This is a genomic window from Njordella calcicola (assembly GCF_056494125.1).
The window spans coordinates 1,868,032-1,885,383 of sequence record NZ_CM151396.1 but is presented as its reverse complement, the minus strand read 5'-3'; the positions used below and the strand labels follow the sequence as shown (position 1 = coordinate 1,885,383).

Annotated in this window: 10 protein-coding genes; 6 read left to right on the top strand and 4 right to left on the bottom strand. The window is 51.0% G+C overall.

Features of this window, described 5'->3' with window-relative positions; genetic code table 11:
• The first annotated feature begins 10 nt into the window (after positions 1–10).
• Positions 11–397, top strand: coding sequence for an efflux RND transporter periplasmic adaptor subunit (locus SH302x_RS07160; protein WP_479368048.1), 387 nt, complete (start codon positions 11–13; stop codon positions 395–397).
• Between the two features lie 101 nt (positions 398–498).
• Here SH302x_RS07160 and SH302x_RS07155 read toward each other — a convergent pair whose 3' ends face one another.
• The gene (locus tag SH302x_RS07155; RefSeq protein ID WP_479368047.1) at positions 499–2,337 is read right to left on the bottom strand and encodes a preprotein translocase subunit SecA; all 1,839 of its coding nucleotides are present in this window, start codon (positions 2,335–2,337) and stop codon (positions 499–501) included.
• Between the two features lie 121 nt (positions 2,338–2,458).
• Between SH302x_RS07155 and SH302x_RS07150 the strand changes: the two genes are divergently transcribed.
• Together SH302x_RS07150 and SH302x_RS07145 are read left to right on the top strand one after the other, a co-directional pair.
• Positions 2,459–4,444 (top strand): GAF domain-containing protein, encoded by a 1,986-nt coding sequence (locus tag SH302x_RS07150; RefSeq protein ID WP_479368046.1) that lies wholly within the window; start codon positions 2,459–2,461, stop codon positions 4,442–4,444.
• Positions 4,444–6,690, top strand: coding sequence for a hypothetical protein (locus tag SH302x_RS07145; protein WP_479368045.1), 2,247 nt, complete (start codon positions 4,444–4,446; stop codon positions 6,688–6,690). Before SH302x_RS07150 ends, SH302x_RS07145 begins: the two co-directional genes overlap by 1 nt.
• Before the next feature lie 39 nt (positions 6,691–6,729).
• Here SH302x_RS07145 and SH302x_RS07140 read toward each other — a convergent pair whose 3' ends face one another.
• Positions 6,730–8,523 carry a TolC family protein gene (locus SH302x_RS07140; protein WP_479368044.1) on the bottom strand — a complete coding sequence of 598 codons (1,794 nt, stop codon included), beginning with the start codon at positions 8,521–8,523 and terminating at the stop codon, positions 6,730–6,732.
• A 311-nt stretch (positions 8,524–8,834) separates the two neighbouring features.
• Here SH302x_RS07140 and SH302x_RS07135 point away from each other — a divergent pair, with 311 nt between their 5' ends.
• From SH302x_RS07135 to SH302x_RS07125, 3 genes are all read left to right on the top strand, one after another.
• Positions 8,835–9,224, top strand: a complete 390-nt coding sequence (locus tag SH302x_RS07135) for a hypothetical protein (RefSeq protein ID WP_479368043.1) — start codon at positions 8,835–8,837, stop codon at positions 9,222–9,224.
• Positions 9,225–9,572: 348 nt separating this feature from the next.
• Positions 9,573–12,770 (top strand): DUF1553 domain-containing protein, encoded by a 3,198-nt coding sequence (locus tag SH302x_RS07130; protein WP_479368042.1) that lies wholly within the window; start codon positions 9,573–9,575, stop codon positions 12,768–12,770.
• The gene (locus SH302x_RS07125) at positions 12,767–14,266 is read left to right on the top strand and encodes a DUF1501 domain-containing protein (RefSeq protein ID WP_479368041.1); all 1,500 of its coding nucleotides are present in this window, start codon (positions 12,767–12,769) and stop codon (positions 14,264–14,266) included. Before SH302x_RS07130 ends, SH302x_RS07125 begins: the two co-directional genes overlap by 4 nt.
• Here the strand turns inward: SH302x_RS07125 and SH302x_RS07120 are convergent.
• Positions 14,247–16,571: a serine/threonine protein kinase gene (locus tag SH302x_RS07120; protein ID WP_479368040.1), complete on the bottom strand. Its 2,325-nt coding sequence runs from the start codon at positions 16,569–16,571 to the stop codon at positions 14,247–14,249. The genes SH302x_RS07125 and SH302x_RS07120 overlap by 20 nt on opposite strands.
• Positions 16,568–17,170 (bottom strand): sigma-70 family RNA polymerase sigma factor, encoded by a 603-nt coding sequence (locus SH302x_RS07115; RefSeq protein ID WP_479368039.1) that lies wholly within the window; start codon positions 17,168–17,170, stop codon positions 16,568–16,570. The genes SH302x_RS07120 and SH302x_RS07115 overlap by 4 nt, the downstream gene beginning before the upstream one ends.
• Positions 17,171–17,352: the final 182 nt, after the last annotated feature.

Sequence of the window (17,352 nt, the reverse complement as noted above, 5' to 3'; positions counted from 1 at the left end):
GACCGCGAGCTTGCGATCTCGCACAAAACTAGCAGCACAAGTCAAACTGGATAACCGCGTCATTCGAGCTCCTTTCCAAGGCACCATCGCTCAGATTTACATTCAACGCGGACAGTGGATCAACGCCGGTGATCCAATCGCCCGCGTGATCGATCTGAGTAAGCTGAGAGTAGAAGGCTACTTCCAGAAGGACCTTCTAAGAAAGATTACAGTCGGAGCGGACTGCAGTTTTGAGTATGCGATTGGCGCGGAACTGATCCAAGTTCCAGCGAAGGTAGTCTTTGTCAGCCCAGAAGTCGTGGAAGGCATTTTCCAAGTCTGGGCACAGATCGACAACTCCCAGGCAGTCCACATCCCCGGCCTACAAGGAAAACTGTCGATAGCCATTGCGGACTAAAGGAGTGGCGTGAGCGATATCCGGTACTTGGATGTTTTTTACAATGCGGAACCGGACAGCTTACGATCTACCGCTATCAGACGTTGCTGAGGTAGGATCGATTAGCCGCTGACGCCGTGCAAGTAGGGGTCTTGTCCCATCGCATAGTGAGCTTTCTTTTGCTCCAAGTCATTGCGCAAGAGGACCAGACGATCGACCAAGTAGCGTCGTTCAATCGCCCGCTGAGCCCTGCGGAACAATGGAAACAGCGATTGGAGTTTCGAATCGCTGGCACTTGCATACTTTAGTTGAAAGCGACGGGCTTTTTGCGGACCGAAACCGATCTTCAAAATCTCGTCATCCAAAGCCACGAATATTTGATAGCTACCGGGATCGCCTTGGCGAGAGCCACGACCAATCAACTGCCAATCGATGCGTTCACTTTCATGAATCTCACTTAAGATCACGTGCAGGCCGCCTGCCACCCGCACGCTCTCAGACAACTTGATATCCGTCCCACGACCCGCCATATTCGTGGCGATCGTGATGCCCGGATTTTGGCCAGCAAGTTCAATAATTTCGGCTTCGTGCTCCAGGTGATTTGCGTTCAATATCTGAAAATCTAAATTGCTATTTCGCAAATGTTCCGCCAGTTGTTCCGACTTGCCGACACTGCGTGTGCCAATCAAAACCGCACGCCCGTTTGTTACCCATTGTTGAGCTGACGCGGCGATTGCATCAAACTTTTGATCAACATCGGGAAAGACGCGATCCTCGAACTGGATTCGATTGATCTTGCGATGCGTTGGAATTCGAACAACGCGTTTTCGATATACTTTTCGAAACTCTCGGCGTGATGTCCAGGCAGTTCCAGTCATGCCGCAGAACATTTGATATCGTTTGAAATAGGATTGAATTGTGATGGAAGCAGCTTGTCGAGTTGCGGGGGTGATCTCCAGCCCTTCTTTGGCTTGTACCGATTGGTGGATTCCGTTCTGCCACTGTCGGCCTTCTGCAGGTCGACCGGTGAATTCGTCGATAATAACAACTTCGCCATCGCTAATCGCATAATTTTTATCGAGTTGAAAATCTCTGCGGGCCTTAATCGCTTTTTGCAAGTAGTCATAGAGATCCTGAATCGATATTCTTTGAACTGCATTGCATTGCGGCAGGCTGCGTGCAAGCTGAATACCATTCGCATTGAGTGTCACGCGTTGATCCGTTGGATGGTATTGATAGTGCTCCGATTTATGAAAGCGTGGCGCTTGCTCTGCTGCCCAGCGGTAGCAATCCGTGACCGCTGCGGTTTCCGCTTCGTCTCTCATTCCAATGATCAATGGCGTCCGCGCTTCATCGATCAGAATACTGTCAGCTTCATCGACCAGTGCGTAATGCGTGCCGCGCATCACTCCTGCGTTGGGTTTACCTGAAGCGGCTTTCTCGATGCGATCGCGAAGAAAGTCAAAACCGAACTCTTTCGCGGCTCCATAGGTGATGTCACATTGATAAGCCCTTGCGCGATCGGGAACTAACATCCCTTGCTTTAGGACGTCGACCGTCAGCCCCAACATGTGATAGATGGGTCGCATTAGTTCGCAGTCACGCTCGGCCAGATAATCGTTAAAGGTGACAAGATGCAAACCTTTGCCGTACAACGCAAGTAGGTAGCCAGCCAATGAAGCGGTCAGCGTCTTACCTTCCCCCGTCTTCATTTCAGCTAAGTGCCCTAGGACCATTTCGATGCCACACACCAACTGCACATCGTGATGGACCAGCCCCAAACAGCGGCGTGAAGCCTCGACGACTAGTGGAAAGCCATCCAGGACTAAATCTTGAACCGATCGTCCCGTCATCGCAGAATGCTTTAGCGCTAAACTTTTTGAACGCAGTTGCGGGTCAGAAAGCGAATGCAAAGCACCGGTTGCGATCCGAATTTTGGAAATGATTCCGCTGTGGTTCATTGCTTCCGCATTTCGTAATCTATAGTCCTATGATGCATTTGCCTTGTACACCTGTAAAATCGGGGAGCAAAGCCACTCGAAACCCATACTTGCAGAAGCTTAGCTTCCAGTTTTATCGATAGTGAAAATCAATTTTGAAGAATTCGATCAACTAAAATCCGCTTCCAATGGCAGTGGACTGGATTCGTATTCGAAAATTATCCAGCGGTTGGTCGAGCTTTCCGAAGCGCGTTCCGGAGCGCTTTGGAATTGCAACCAACAGCCATTTTCTCCAATTGCCTATTTTTCTGCAGCGAAGGAAGCGGCCAAAGTCAATTTTACGCAAAGCGAACATGAACGCGTACTTTTGCAAGTGGCGCAACAGCAGCGCAGCGCAGTCCTCAAAACCACTCCAAACGTTACCGACGATCTCACTTATCCATCACCCGTGATTTTCCTGGCACCGATCAAAGGAAAACCGGGGCAGGTCTTGGAGTTGGTCTTTCCCTGCGAAAATCCAACGAACCATACCCAGGAATTTTTCCGAGAGCTGGATCGAATCAGTAGCATTTTTGAGTCTATCGAATCGGCTCAACCTGCAGTAAGCCCCCCCCCGAAACCCGTGGCTCATCCTGCCCAGCGAATTGCGGTCAACGACTTCAGTCGTTACACGCAGGCCCTGCATCAATCGATCGACCTTTCACTAACGTGTTTAAACATTGCGAATGAAACCAGGCTGCTTCTGGACTGCGATCGCGTCAGCGTCGTACTCTTGCGCCGCGGTCGCTTCCAGATAACTTCTATCAGTGGTCAGCCTACGGTCAACCATCGCAGCAACACGGTTCAGCTTCTTGAACGGCTTGCCTCCGAAGTGCTCAAGGCCAAAGCTACGTTTTGGTACCCTGGGCAAGCCGAAGTCGCGCCTCAGATTCAATCCGCGTTGGAGCCTTATTTATCAAACTCAGCATCACGCAGTTTGGTGATCGAGCCCATCTTTCAACAAGCCAACGCTCTGGCCGAAGATCCCGAAACAGACACCAGGCTTAGTAACCCGCTGATCGGCGGAATTGTTTACGAACATAGCCGCGAGCAGTGGACCCGAAGCGATATTGAGCCCATCCTGCAATTGACGACGCATCACAGTGCAGTTGCGTTGCGCAATGCGACAGAACATCAAGCATTATTCTTGTATCCACTTTGGAAATTGCTGGGGAAATCCAAGTTGTTGACTACGCCCCGGGCGTTACCAAAGACCATCATGGCCGCAAGTTTAGCGTTCATCGTCGGGCTTGTGCTTACGTTCTGGCCTGCAGCGTTTTATGTCTCCGCGTCTGGCAATCTGATGCCACAATACCGGCGATTGGTGTTTCCTAAAACAGCCGGTGAAGTTGTATCGGTACCAGTTACGCATGGTCAAATGGTTCAAGAAGCGGATCCTTTAGTCGAACTCAAGAGCGAAGAACTCCAACTGCGATTAGCGGAAGCCTCAGGTCGATTAGAAACGTTGCGTCAGCGTAAAAGTGCCATGGAACGCAACAAGTTCCAAAGTACCGGCAGTTCAAATGCTGCGTCAATCGAACAGAACTTAGGCTCATTGCAAACCGAAATCGATTCATTGGAACGACAAAGCGAAAGCCTGCAGCGCATGCAAGCTCAACTCGTTGTCACCAGCCCGATGAAAGGTCAAGTCATCACTTGGGACGTGCAGCAGAAGCTTACCGGTAGATCGGTCGCACCGCAAAACGTATTGATGGAAATCGCGGATATCGATGGTCCCTGGCAACTAGAACTGGATGTAGAAGATCGGCACATTGAGCATCTTCTGCGAGGTTTCGCTGCTGCGGACAACAAGGTCCTGAAGGTCAAATTTACATTGGCAGCAGATCCCAACAAGTACTACGAAGGCAGGATGATTGAAGTCGCAAACTCAATGCAATTGACGGCCGACCATCGGCAAATGCTGCGAGTAAAGGTCGAGATTGATGAAGATGCCATCGATTTGAAACAAGCCAAGACGGCAGTATCAGCGAAGATCTACACTGGTGAGCGTACAAGCCTGGGCTATCTGTGGCTGCACGAGATACCGCGTATGTTGAATCGATATGTGTTCTTTTACTTGAAGCAATAATGTCGATTGTCGAACCAGCGATGATTTCCTCTGAGCAGAGGCCTGTAGGGCTGCGAACGCGGTCCGATCTGATTATCCAGGAAAGCGTTTATCAAGGCGAATACTGCTGGATCGTGAAAGACCCACTGGCCATGAAGTACTTCCGGCTGCGGAAGCCAGAGTTTTTGATTCTGTCAGAACTGTCGAATTCCGTCAGCTATCAAGAATTGAAACAGATGCTGACGCAAGCGTTCCCTGAATCACGCATCCGTTTGGAATCTGTTCAGCGGCTGGTAACCCATATTCATCAAAATGGCTTACTGATTTCAAACGCCAGTGGACAAGCTATCCCTCTGCAGCGTCAACGAAACAAGGAACTGAAGCAAAAAGCGGTCGGTATACTTTCAAGCCTAGTGTCGTTGCGTTTTCCTGGGTGGGACCCCGAGCGTCTACTGAACTGGCTCTATCCTAAATGTCGATTTGCATTCACCCCTTGGTTCACCGGGGTCGTCGCCGCAGTTTGCTTGGCAGCTCTGACACTATTGCTTACCAACTACGAAGCCTTTCTCGCAAAGCTACCTGACTTCCAAAGTTTCTTTGCGTTTGACAACTTGCTCTTTATGGCGGGGATCTTGATTTTCACCAAGTCCATCCATGAGTTGGGGCATGGATTGATGTGTAAACATTTTGGCGGCGAATGCCATCAGATTGGCTTCATGCTATTGGTGATGACTCCCGCGATGTATTGCGATACGTCGGATTCATGGATCTTGCGCAATCGTTGGCATCGTATGGCGATCGGCGCTGCAGGAATGTATGTCGAACTGTTCTTGGCTGCAATTTGCACTTTCATCTGGTGGTTCACGCACCCAGGTTGGCTTCATTACCTCGCTTTGAATGTTATGTTCCTGAGCTCGGTAAGCACCGTGATTTTCAATGCGAATCCATTGCTACGATACGATGGATACTACATCCTATCTGATTTCCTAGAGATCCCCAACCTTGCGCAAAAAGCCAAAATGACGGCCATCTCCCTATTGCGGGTCTGGTGTTTGGGTATGAAACCTTTGCCAGCTCACTTACTGCCCGCAAAAAACCAGAATGCGGTGGCAATCTATAGCGTGCTTTCGTTTTGTTATCGGTGGTTCGTGACTCTTTCTGTGTTGTGGTTCATCAGCAAAGTGCTTGAGCCCTACGGGTTGGCGGCCATCGCACACTTATTGATCGCGGCGTCTCTGGTCAGCATGCTCGTGATGCCAACCGTGAATTTGACTCGTTTTTTTCTTTTCCCTGGAAGGCTTCGCGAAGTGAAAAAAGGCCGTTTCTATTTGACCAGTATGCTGGCCTTGTTGGCAACGCTATTTCTTGTTTTCTTCCCGCTGCCGCATTTTGTATGGGCGACCTTTGTGGTGCGTCCACATCAAGCGCAAATGGTTGTTCTGCCGCAAGCCGGTCGGCTTGAGTCGGTGCAAAAGTCCGAAGGCGATACCGTCAACCCGGGCGATATATTGGCGGTGCTCTTGAACGAAGAACTTGTGATCGAGCTTGAAGAACTGCGAGGCGAACTTGCGAGGCTGATTGCAGATCGCGTAGCCTTTGAGTTCATCAGTACATTACAATTGGATTCCGCTCGAAAGATCTCCGAAACCGTAGCCCAAATCGATAGCCTCCAGCGTCAAGTTGCGATCAAGGAACAACAAGTCAATCAATTGACATTGCGAGCAGCCAAGGCAGGTCGACTTTTTGCGCCTTCTAATGTTGTCGACAAGCCAACCAACGAAGTTGAACTTGGGACCTGGGCTGGCACTCCGCTAGATACACAAAATCGTGGCGCTTTTCTTGAAGCGAACACCTTATTGTGCATGATTGGTCAACCAAAGGAGATGGAGGCGATTCTGGTCGTGGATCAATCTGATGTTAAACTACTTCAGGTAGGTCAAAAGGTGATTGCCTTGGCGCGACAATTTCCGAACGGTTATCTGGAGACCACGATCAATGGAATCTCGCAAGAAGAATTGGCCTATGTGCCACGCGAGTTATCGCAATCAAATCATGGACCGGTGGCTGTCAAGCCTAATGCCTCGGGCGCGGAAGTGCCTGTATTAGCAGCCTTTGAAGCTTATGCAGAATTGCCAATCCATTCCATGTCCGCCAGCGATCTGCAGCTTCTGCCTGGGATGATTGGCCAAGCGAAGATCCATGTCGGCAGTAGTTCGCTTGGTGGTCGGCTGCTGAGATATCTTTCGACTGTGGTCCATTTTCGATAAACTGCTGCACGCGGGTCACTTGCCTGGGGCTTCAAAAGATCAGCGAATCATTTCCGATAGCATGATCTGATTGTTAGCCAACAATTGCCCTGACTCAAACTGCAGTTGAACGTGGCTTTGCTGAATCGCGAGCAGTGCATCAAAATAAGCGCGTTCAGCTTCCAAAAGTCGTTGATGCGATTCTAGCAGTTGGTCAATGGTGATTGTGTCGGCGTCGTAAGCGGCCTCTCGAGCCTTCACGGCATCGCGGGCGGCCATGACGCGATTCTGCTGGAGGTCCAGATCAATTTGATTGCGATAGACCGACCGCATTGAATTGCCCAATTCGAATACGACTTGCTCTTTTTGCTCGTTCAAGATTGCTCGTTCACGGGCCAACAAAAGTTCTGCATTTCGGACCGCAGCATGGGCTTGATGATACCCTACCGGAAAATCGTATACCACACCAAAATCCACCTCGCCGTGATCGTTCGAAGCCGCATCCTTCAGCGCGCTAGAAAATCGTCCACTGCCGCCACCAGCCAAATCGTCTCCAAAGCCGTTGTTGCGATATGTAGCGATGAGATCCAAGCGTGGAAGCAAGAAGTTTCGCGAGGCCAAAAGCTGTAACTCTCGTTGTTTGACGCGCCACGCTTGTTCACGAACCTCGATTCGGGAATTCGATGCATGACTCGCTAGGTAACTCCAATCATAGACGACAGGCGCAAGATAAGGCGGATCAACAGGGCGGATCAATCGATCGTCACTTTGAGGCAACCCAAGCAAGCGGCGTAAATTTGCTTCGGCTTGTAAGATTCCAACTTGTCCATTACGCAAATCGCCACTCACATCTGCTACGACTTGAGATTGAAACTGATAGAACTGAGCGCGAGCGAGGGCTTCTTGATCCGCGCCTCCACCGGGCAGCCCGTTTTCATATCGCGCTCTTGTAGCGCTCCAAGTGGTGAGGCCTAGATCGCGAACTCGCTTGGTTGCTTCGAGCCTTCGATACGCAAGATCTAACTGCCAATAGGTGTTGGAGATTTCGCGAATCATATCTCGCACACCTCTTTCGAACTGTGCGATCGATATTTCGTGATTGATCTGGCTAATCACAATACCATTTGCATTTCGGAAGCCCGGCTGAGTAGTTGGCCCAGCGATTTGATTAAACTGCGTTCCGCGGCCTTGCATCAGAGGCTGTCGAACACTCGCTTCCCACAGAGTGGTCCAAGAGCTTGGAAACAAAAGCGCTGGATTCGTGCTGTTGGAATGCTGTACACGATTCTGCACGGAAAACTGAGTACCAAACGCATTCGTTTTCCTAAGCCCAAGGTTCGTCGCCGCAACGTCGTCGCGAACCTCGGCCGCTCCACCACCGAGGACTGGGTTGTTGAAGACATCGTCATTCTTGGTGTACAGCAAGCTCGAGCTCATTTGAGTGTCGAACTGCGACAACGCAGCTTCTTTCCCAAAGATTGGATCCGTTGACTGAATCGCTGGATCGAAGTTGCCCGTGATACTCTGCGGGTTCAATATGACGGTGGCACCCAAACTGCGAAGAATCTCTGGGTTATAAAGTGCGATCCGAACCGCATCATCCAGTGTGAGATCCCAAGTGACTGAAGGCAGCTCGGAAAGATCCGTCAGCGGCGCTGCAGCATCGACATAGGTAACCTTGGGACGATCGAGTTCATATCTAGCCTCGATCGCTGAAATCAATTGGGGGGAAAGTGGCGTAGAATCCAATTGCACCGAATTGCTCGACCGACACCCGGCAGCCCCCACCCAAAACATCACTGCACAAGTCAGCGATGCTAGGCTAGTCAGGGACTTGTCGAGAAACACGGTCATCAGGAATGTAATCAACGAAGCAATTGAAACGGATTCATCGGTTCTTATCGTTCGTCGACCGTTTGCGAGCGATAAATTCTGTTACAGACCAAATGGCCCGAAGATTCGTTGTGGAAAGCATCACTCGCAACGCCTATTTAATCGTCAAAGTCTAACGTCCTAGGCAAGGCCTTGGCTTCGTCAACTACCGCTTACCTTAGAACCAGAAGAATCCCTAAGTTTATTGAGTGATTGATTCATGATCAGTTCGCAGGCCGATGAATGATGGGGGAGCGTCTCAGATCGCCAAACGAATGGAAGCAAAGTTACTGATGAAAACAACGATTACGATTTTGGCAATTGCTTTCTGCTTCCGAATCGACACGCATGCACTGGGACAAGACTTTACCATTCCGCCGGGGACGCGATTGGAATTCGACGAACCTTCGCCCCCGCTAACTGATGCCACGTTTGCGGGTGACAATCTGCAATCGGAACTTCCACCAACGATGATAGCAGTCAAACCGCCGATCGCTGTGCAGTTTCAGTCGGACGCCTTTGGTTATCGAAAATTGTTGTTTGAAGAGCCCGGCTTGGAACGGCAGGGTTTGAGCAGTGCGCCGCCGATTCAGTTGGCGGAATCCTCATTTAAATTCTTTTCGCGCAGCATCATCTTCCCAATCAATCTGATGCTCGGCCGCCATCGCAAGACACAAGAGTAGTCTCGAACAAGAATACTCTTCGAATTCGATGCGCCGTCGATTACGGGCTGGCCACATCTTCGCTGCTGTCTTGCCAGAAACCTGTTAATGCTGCCAAGAAGTTCTGAATCTAGCAACGTACTACTAGTCCAATGGTGGCTCATACTGCGATCACTGACCGATGGAATTTCCAGCAACCATCTTTGCTTTCCTTCACTTTAGTTAGCAAATGTTTAGTGCAGATTGATTTTGCACTTGGATCTGTCATAATGTACTGTTGTGGTGGACTTAAAGTCCACTGCCTATCCCCCGCCTGGAAATCTGATTCCGCCGACGGCACAGTCGATGCCCTGGAGAACAGCTTATTTTATGAGAGCCTGCCTCAGTCTACTTTTTATTGCAGTTGTCGCGCCAAACATCGTTTCCGCTGACGGTTTGCTGGAAAACGTTCCGGCCACGGTTCGCTTTGATAGGGATATCAGTCCAATTTTGGCCGACAATTGTTTGGCTTGTCACGGACTGGATGATTCAACCCGCATGGCTGATCTACGTTTGGACGATCGAGATGCCGCGATTGAATCGGGAGCGATCAAGCCAGGGCAACCAGAAGCAAGCGCGATTCTAGAACGAATTCGTTCGCAGGACCCCGAAACGGTCATGCCCCCGCCCGAATCGCACAAGACATTGTCCGAAGCACAAATCAAGCTGGTCGAGCAATGGATCTTGGAGGGCGCAAATTACTCCAAACATTGGTCCTTTGAAAAGCCGCTCGTTCCTAAGGTACCAGAAGTTAGCGAGCCGAACTGGATTCGAAATCCCATCGACAGCTTCGTCTTAGCCAAACTGGACTCATTAAAACTTTCCCCGGCGAAAGAGGCCGATCTGCGAACCTTGATTCGACGAGTCTGCTTGGATCTAACGGGCTTGCCTCCCACACCCGAGGAAGTCGAATCCGTACTTTCCAATCCTCATCCAGAACGATATGAGCAATACGTTGATCAATTGTTGAACCGCGAATCATGGGGTGAACATCGAGCTCGCTATTGGCTCGATTACGCTCGGTATGCCGACACGCATGGCATCCACTTTGATAACTATCGCGAGATGTTTTCTTACCGCGACTGGGTCATCGGTGCATTCAACCAAAACATGCCTTTTGATCAATTCACCATCGAACAATTAGCAGGTGACATGCTACCTAACGCCACGTTAGATCAAAAGATTGCGACCGGTTTTCATCGTTGCAACATTACCACCAACGAAGGCGGAATCATCGATGAAGAGTATGTGGTACTGTATGCCCGAGACCGAGTAGAAACAACCGGCGCGGTATGGCTGGGGCTGACGGTTGGCTGCGCTGTCTGCCATAACCACAAGTTCGATCCTATCAGCCAGAAAGAGTTCTACGAGTTTTCAGCGTTCTTCAATAATACAACGCAGCCACCTCGCGATGGAAACCGCAAAGACACTCCGCCCATTGTCACTGTCCCGAACATGGAAGATCGAGAACTGCACGTACAGCTAAAGACAAAACTGGACGAATTGAAGCAGAATGTGCAACAACACCGGCAAGCGATCAAGCCGGTTTTTGAAACGTGGATCAGTTCTGGGCAAGCGCTCAGCAATCTTGAGCATTCCATTAGCCAGAGCATGGCCAAATCTGCAACGAATTTAGTACTGCACGTACCGCTGTTGGAAGCAGCCGGCAACCAGATTGCTTACACCATGGGTGAATCCAATATCTTGTCGAAAACGCTGACTGGAGCGTCGAAGACTCAGACTGGAATCTTGGGCCAGCATGCCTGGAATAATCAAAGTGACGTGCTGCCCACTTGGGATACCGCAGGTAATTTCGATAGTACCGATAGTTTCAGTGTCGCATTATGGATTCGTCCGCCGAAGAATTCGGGGGGGCGTGCAGTTGTTGCGAAAATGGATGAAGCCAATGGCCATCGCGGTTGGGACGTATGGCTAGAAGGCGATAAAGTTGCCATGCATTTGATCGATCGCTGGCCAGAGGATGCCTGCAAGGTTGTCTCTGAAGTAGCGCTGACAGCAGATGCGTGGAATCATGTGGTATTCACGTACAACGGCTCAAAGAAATCGTCTGCATTTCAATGCTTCCTGAATGGTTCTGCCGTCAAATTAATCGCTGTCCAAGACTCGCTCAATGGAACAAGCCTAACCAAAGTACCTTTGAAGCTTGGCGGACGCAGCCAGGGGGCAACTTCCGATGGAGTGGGTGTCCAAGATTTGCGACTTTACTCCGGTGTCGTGGAATCCTCGCTGGTCCAAACGCTCGCCAAAGACCTGCAAACTCACTATCTAGTCAGTCGACCTCAAAGCGTTTGGACTGATTCAGATCGAGCGTCGCTGTTTGAATTCTATTTGAATCGCATCGATCAAGTTCACCAAACGCTCGCCGCCGAATCATCCAACGTGGAAGGGCAATTACGCGCGGTCGAACAACGCGGCACGATCGCGCACATCATGACGGAAAAGGAAGGTACCCCGGTCGCATTTCTGCTTCAGCGCGGCGACTATGATAAACGTTTGGACCAAGTCAATGCGAGCACACCAACGGTCCTGCATCCCATGCGCGATGACTGGCCTCGCAACCGGTTAGGGCTGGCGATGTGGCTAGTATCGGAAGACAACCCTCTGACTGCTCGCGTCACCGTCAATCGCTGTTGGCAAGAATTGTTCGGCCAAGGGATTGTCTCAACCAGCGGCGATTTTGGCGTGACGGGAACAATGCCGACCAACCCAGAGTTGCTGGACTATTTAGCGATCGATTTCCAGAAAAATGGCTGGGACATCAAGCAACTGTACCGGCAAATGGTGCTTAGCGCAACCTACCGCCAGTCAGCACACGTTACTCCCGAGAAACTAGCGGCGGACCCCGACAACAGTTTCTACAGCAGAGGCCCTCGCTATCGAATGGATGCCGAAATGCTTCGTGACTATGCCCTTGCCACCAGCCAACTGTTAAACCCAACTATCGGCGGCCGCAGCGTTCGACCATACCAGCCCGAGGGCGTATGGGAAGCCGTGGCAATGCCCGAAAGCGACACCCGATTTTACAAACTGGATGATCCCGCGATGATTTATCGTCGCAGCATGTATACGTTTTGGAAGCGAGCCGCACCTCCCGCATCCATGGACATCCTGAACGCCCCTAATCGGGAAACTTGCACGGTCAAACGCGAGCGAACCAACACTCCGTTACAAGCGTTAGTCACTATGAACGACCCTCAATTTGTGGAGTCAGCTCGCGTACTTGCTGGCGATGTTCTATCCAACCCCAAACTAGACAACTGGATAGCACGGTTCCAAACGCTTGCGGTTCGTGTTTTAGCCCGCGAATTTGACGAAGATGAGTTGCAGATTGTTCAGCAAACGTTGGACGCAGCATTGCAACATTATTCGCAAGATTTGCAAAGCGCGGAAGCTTTCTTGCAAATTGGAGTTAGCCCCCGAGATGCCAAACTGGATCCAATTCAACACGCAGCCTTGACACTGGTTGCAAATCAAATACTTAATTTGGATGAGGCTCTTTGCAAATGAGTTTTTTACGCCACAACCCGAACACTCCAAGCGTACATCCAGAATTAGCAAATTGGGTCCGAGCTGAAACGAGGCGACAATTCTTTCGACAGGGAGGCAACGCGCTTGGACTTGCTGCTTTGATGCGACTGGGCCTGGGACAGGGCCAAGCTGCCGAGACCGCGGGCTTTGAACAATCTCCGCTGGGGTTACCACATTTTGCTCCAAAAGCGAAACGAGTTATCTATCTACACATGGTCGGCGGCCCATCGCAGATGGATCTCTTTGACTATAAGCCGCAAATGAACGAGTGGTACGATAAAGATCTGCCAGAATCGATTCGCAACGGTCAGCGTCTCACCACCATGACCAGCGGACAGTCAAGGTTTCCTATTGCTCCCAGCATCTACAAGTTCGCTCAACACGGGCAAAGCGGCATGTGGATCAGCGAACTGCTGCCATGGACCGCAAAGATTGCTGACGACCTGTGCTTTATCCGAAGCATGCACACCGAAGCGATCAATCATGAGCCTGCCATCACTTACATGCAAACAGGCAATATGGTCACAGGTCGCCCCTGCATAGGATCGTGGATCAGCTATGGATTGGGGTCAATGAACGATAATCTGCCGACTTTTGTCGTACTGGTCGCTCAACCAACCAACAAGGAGCAGATCCAAGCGATTTCAGCGAGGCTTTGGTCCAGCGGCTATCTCTCGGGTGAACACGCTGGCGTCAACTTTCGATCTAGCGGCGACCCGATCTTGTACATCAACAATCCGGATGGCCTACCCGCTGCCTTGCGCCGCCAAATGCTGGATGGTTTGAAAGCGTTGAACGAGCGTACGCTTGCGACAGTCGGTGATCCGGAAACGCATACGCGAATCCAGCAATATGAACTAGCGTTTCGAATGCAAGCCAGCGTCCCCGATTTGACCAACACCAACGACGAACCAGAGAGCACCTATGAACTGTACGGGGATGAAGCGAGAAAACCCGGTACCTTCGCCAATACGGTACTTATGGCAAGGCGAATGATTGAACGCGATGTCCGGTTCATCCAAGTTTATCTGAATAATTGGGATCACCATGGCAATGTTGGCGGGCGGCTGCCAATGCAATGTAAGGACATCGATCAAGCGACTTATGGCCTAATCACGGACCTCAAGCAACGAGGTCTGTTAGATTCGACGCTGGTGATCTGGGGTGGCGAATTTGGTAGAACTATCTATTCGCAAGGTGGCCTAAGCAAAACGAATTATGGCCGCGACCACCATCCACGCTGCTTTACGATGTGGATGGCCGGCGGTGGGGCTAAAGGCGGGACGGTATACGGTGAGACCGACGACTTCTCGTACAACATCATAAAAGATCCTGTACACATTCGAGATTTTCATGCGACCGTACTACACCTGCTGGGGATCGAGCATCAGAGGTTTACCTTCAAGCATTTAGGCTTGGATAACCGCCTGACCGGCGTCGAACCAGCTCGGGTGATTACGGATTTGGTGAGCTGACTTCGGAATTGGTTTGAACAAAGCTGAAAGGCGGACCAACTAAATCATTCCACAGTTGGCGTTGGTCGGGAGTAAGAATCTGTAGCAGTTCTGCCATAAGCATTCTGTCGTCCTCACTGCTGGTCATTAAACCGTATCGGTTGTTGGGGTCCATGCCGTCCAACGGTGGTCGGAAGCCGTCGCCCGCAAAATTATCGAAGTCTGATTTACCCCCGCGAGGCCCGCGTTCTGGCGGGCGTCTTCCACCGGGGCCTTTACCGAAATCCGGCGGACCAAACTTGCCGAACCCGCCGTGCCTTCGCTGCATTAGATTAGCGATAGTCTTGTTTTCAATTGCATCTTTCTGAGCTTTGGTTAGCCCAAGTTGGGCTGCGATATTCAAGTCTCGCAAGGCCGTCGGTCCTTGAATCTGAAGTGAGATTTGTCGCAAGCGTTTGCGCTGCGAGGTCGTGAGTATCTGGCTGAGCCGCGAGTTATTCAATTTGGCTTGCTCTAATACTCGTTCGTACATCGACTGCGAATCATTTCCTACATCTACATCTCCTGCGCGAAATTGATGCCGCCAGTGCATCCACTTACTGCGATCATTTTCGTATTCACTGATAAAGGCATTGATCTGATCCGATTGCTCCTGAGTCATTTGAAGATCGGATTGCACGGCAGGTTCACGCAGCAGGAAGGTATCCCGATCCGCTTGCACAAGCTCAAGGTCGGCAAGGATTTTGGCGATCCGATCCCGAGTCACTTGTAATTCGGCCTGCGCGGCTTGATCGCCAGAACGTTCTTCGATAAAGGCTTGATAGTACTTAAGCGCAGAGTTGAGCAGTCGCTGCCGCAGGACCTCTTCGTGCGGATTGTTGGATAGTTCATCCTCCGCCAAAGTGAACATTTCATCGGCCGCTCGTTGCGCAAGATCTAGTCTCTGTTCGGCTTGCACGGCCCGCTGCTGCTCGCGATCTAGCGAAGCTTGAGTTAGCATCTTCTGTCGCGTGACTGCCGCTGTGGTAGCACCCAAAGCTAACACGCAGATGGCTAACGTGCACAAAATGGAAACCACGGCCGATGGGTGTCGACGCATCCACTTGCGAGTTTGATCGAACAAAGTTGGCCGTTTCGCAAGGATTGGGCGTTCGTCTAAGAATCGACGCAAGTCGGCCGCAAGAGCATCCGCGTTGGCATAACGATCAGCCGGAGAATGTTGAGTTGCCTTCAGCACAATGGTCTCTAGCTCGATGGGGATGCCTGGATCTATTTGTCGTGGCGATTTGGGGTCGGAGTTCAAAATCTGATTCAGCAGCGCATGGCGATCTTGAGCTTCAAAAATTGGACTTCGGGTCAGCAATTCGTACATCGTGGCACCCAAGGAATACACATCAGCTCGATGATCGATCACCCCTCGCTGGCCCGACGCTTGTTCAGGGCTCATATAACGCAGCGTCCCCACCAAATCCCCCGTTCGAGTTACGCTGTTGTTAGCCGCTACGTGGGCAAGTCCAAAATCAGTTACCCAAATTTTCCCTTGCGAATCCAGCAAGAGATTGCCAGGTTTCACGTCGCGATGGATGATCCCACATGAATGCGCATACTCCAGCGCGTCAGCCACGTGCGACATTAGCGTCGCAATTGCGCGATAGCGATCGCGATACTTGCTCAGCGATTGCAGAGTTTGAGTCATCTCCAAGGTTGGCTGGTGACTTTCCATCACGGTAGAAGCGTGCCCCGCCTCGGACTTCTTTGGAATGGTCGCGGCCGCACTATCAAACAGCGCGGCTGAAATTGGCTGGCCATTGATCAACTGCATTGCATAATAATGAGTGCCGCGTTCACAACCCACTGCGTAAACTGGAACGATATGATTGTGGTGTAATTGAGCCGCAGCTTGCGCTTCCAAGCGGAAGCGTTGCAGATGGCGTTCGTCGAGCGAAGCGGCGAAAGGAAGAACTTTTAATGCGACAAGACGGCCCAAAGACAACTGCGTTGCCTCATAGACAATCCCCATCCCGCCACGGCCAATTTCGCGAAGGATACGGAAGTCTCCTAAGGGCTGAGCATCGATGTTTGGATCGGGATTATTCTGAGCTTTGCGAGGGCCTTGCAATGTAAATGCCAGATCGATGCCGTCCAAGTATTCGCTGGCTTCATCGCGAAGCTCGGGATAGCGATTGAGATATGCCGCGCGATCCGGCGTACGGCCTGCTTCCAAGTCCGCTAGATAAGCTCTCGATATCTCGACCAGTCTTGGATCGCCTTCATCAAGGCTGGGTTGAAATGCTTCCGTCTGATCAAATTTGTTTGCGCCGGTCATGGTTCATCTCCGACAAATTCTTTTTTGAGTTTTGCCAAGCCGCGTAGCCACAGCTTTTCAACGCTATCCACACTGCGTCCCATTTCAACAGCGATCTCAGGGAACGTTCGCCCTTCAAGGTGCCGCATAACGAGAACGTCGCGATAATCATCGGGCAACTTGTATAAGGCTTCGACGACCAGTTTCGACATCTCGCTACGCGCTACATGCTGGCTGGGTGAACTGTGTGGATCGACGAACATCCCCCCCAGCGACATAGTCGAGCGATCCAGCGCCTCATGGATCTGCTGTTCCAATCGAATGTCACGAGCTTGCGTCCCAACGTAGTGTCGCATGGTATTTGCAAGCCGAGTCGCAAGAATGGCTCGCAACCATGCTGCCAGTTGAGCTTCATTTTCGCCCTGGAAGCGGGCGATGCCTCGGTGTGCTTCGAGAAAGGTTTCTTGAACGACATCCGATGCGTCCACTTTTCCCTGCAAGCCTCGACCAATCTGAAGCTGAGCCAACAGCTTCAGATACTTCTGATACGAGGCGAGCAAACTTCCAAGTGAACTTTCGTCCCCTCGTTTGGCGAGCGATATCTGTTCCGCGATTTCCATGTAAGTGTTACGTTCCGTTCGAGTTAATCGTCTAAAAGGGTAGTCGCGGGCGAATGCACAAAACCGCCGAGCAATCCTTCAAAAAACAATGCTTCCGCCTGCTATTACGACTCAAAGGTGGCTTTGGCGTCGCATCGCGAAACCGGTGACATCGTAGCAAAATGCAAGTATTAAGTTTTCTT

Bases quoted from the DNA above. Each gene is read 5' to 3' on its own strand.
- SH302x_RS07145 (WP_479368045.1), top strand. From the start codon at position 4,444: ATGTCGATTGTCGAACCAGCGATGATTTCCTCTGAGCAGAGGCCTGTA.
- SH302x_RS07135 (WP_479368043.1), top strand. From the start codon at position 8,835: ATGAAAACAACGATTACGATTTTGGCAATTGCTTTCTGCTTCCGAATC.
- SH302x_RS07120 (WP_479368040.1), bottom strand. From the start codon at position 16,571: ATGACCGGCGCAAACAAATTTGATCAGACGGAAGCATTTCAACCCAGC.
- SH302x_RS07125 (WP_479368041.1), top strand. From the start codon at position 12,767: ATGAGTTTTTTACGCCACAACCCGAACACTCCAAGCGTACATCCAGAA.
- SH302x_RS07115 (WP_479368039.1), bottom strand. From the start codon at position 17,170: ATGGAAATCGCGGAACAGATATCGCTCGCCAAACGAGGGGACGAAAGT.
- SH302x_RS07155 (WP_479368047.1), bottom strand. From the start codon at position 2,337: ATGAACCACAGCGGAATCATTTCCAAAATTCGGATCGCAACCGGTGCT.
- SH302x_RS07130 (WP_479368042.1), top strand. From the start codon at position 9,573: ATGAGAGCCTGCCTCAGTCTACTTTTTATTGCAGTTGTCGCGCCAAAC.
- SH302x_RS07140 (WP_479368044.1), bottom strand. From the start codon at position 8,523: ATGACCGTGTTTCTCGACAAGTCCCTGACTAGCCTAGCATCGCTGACT.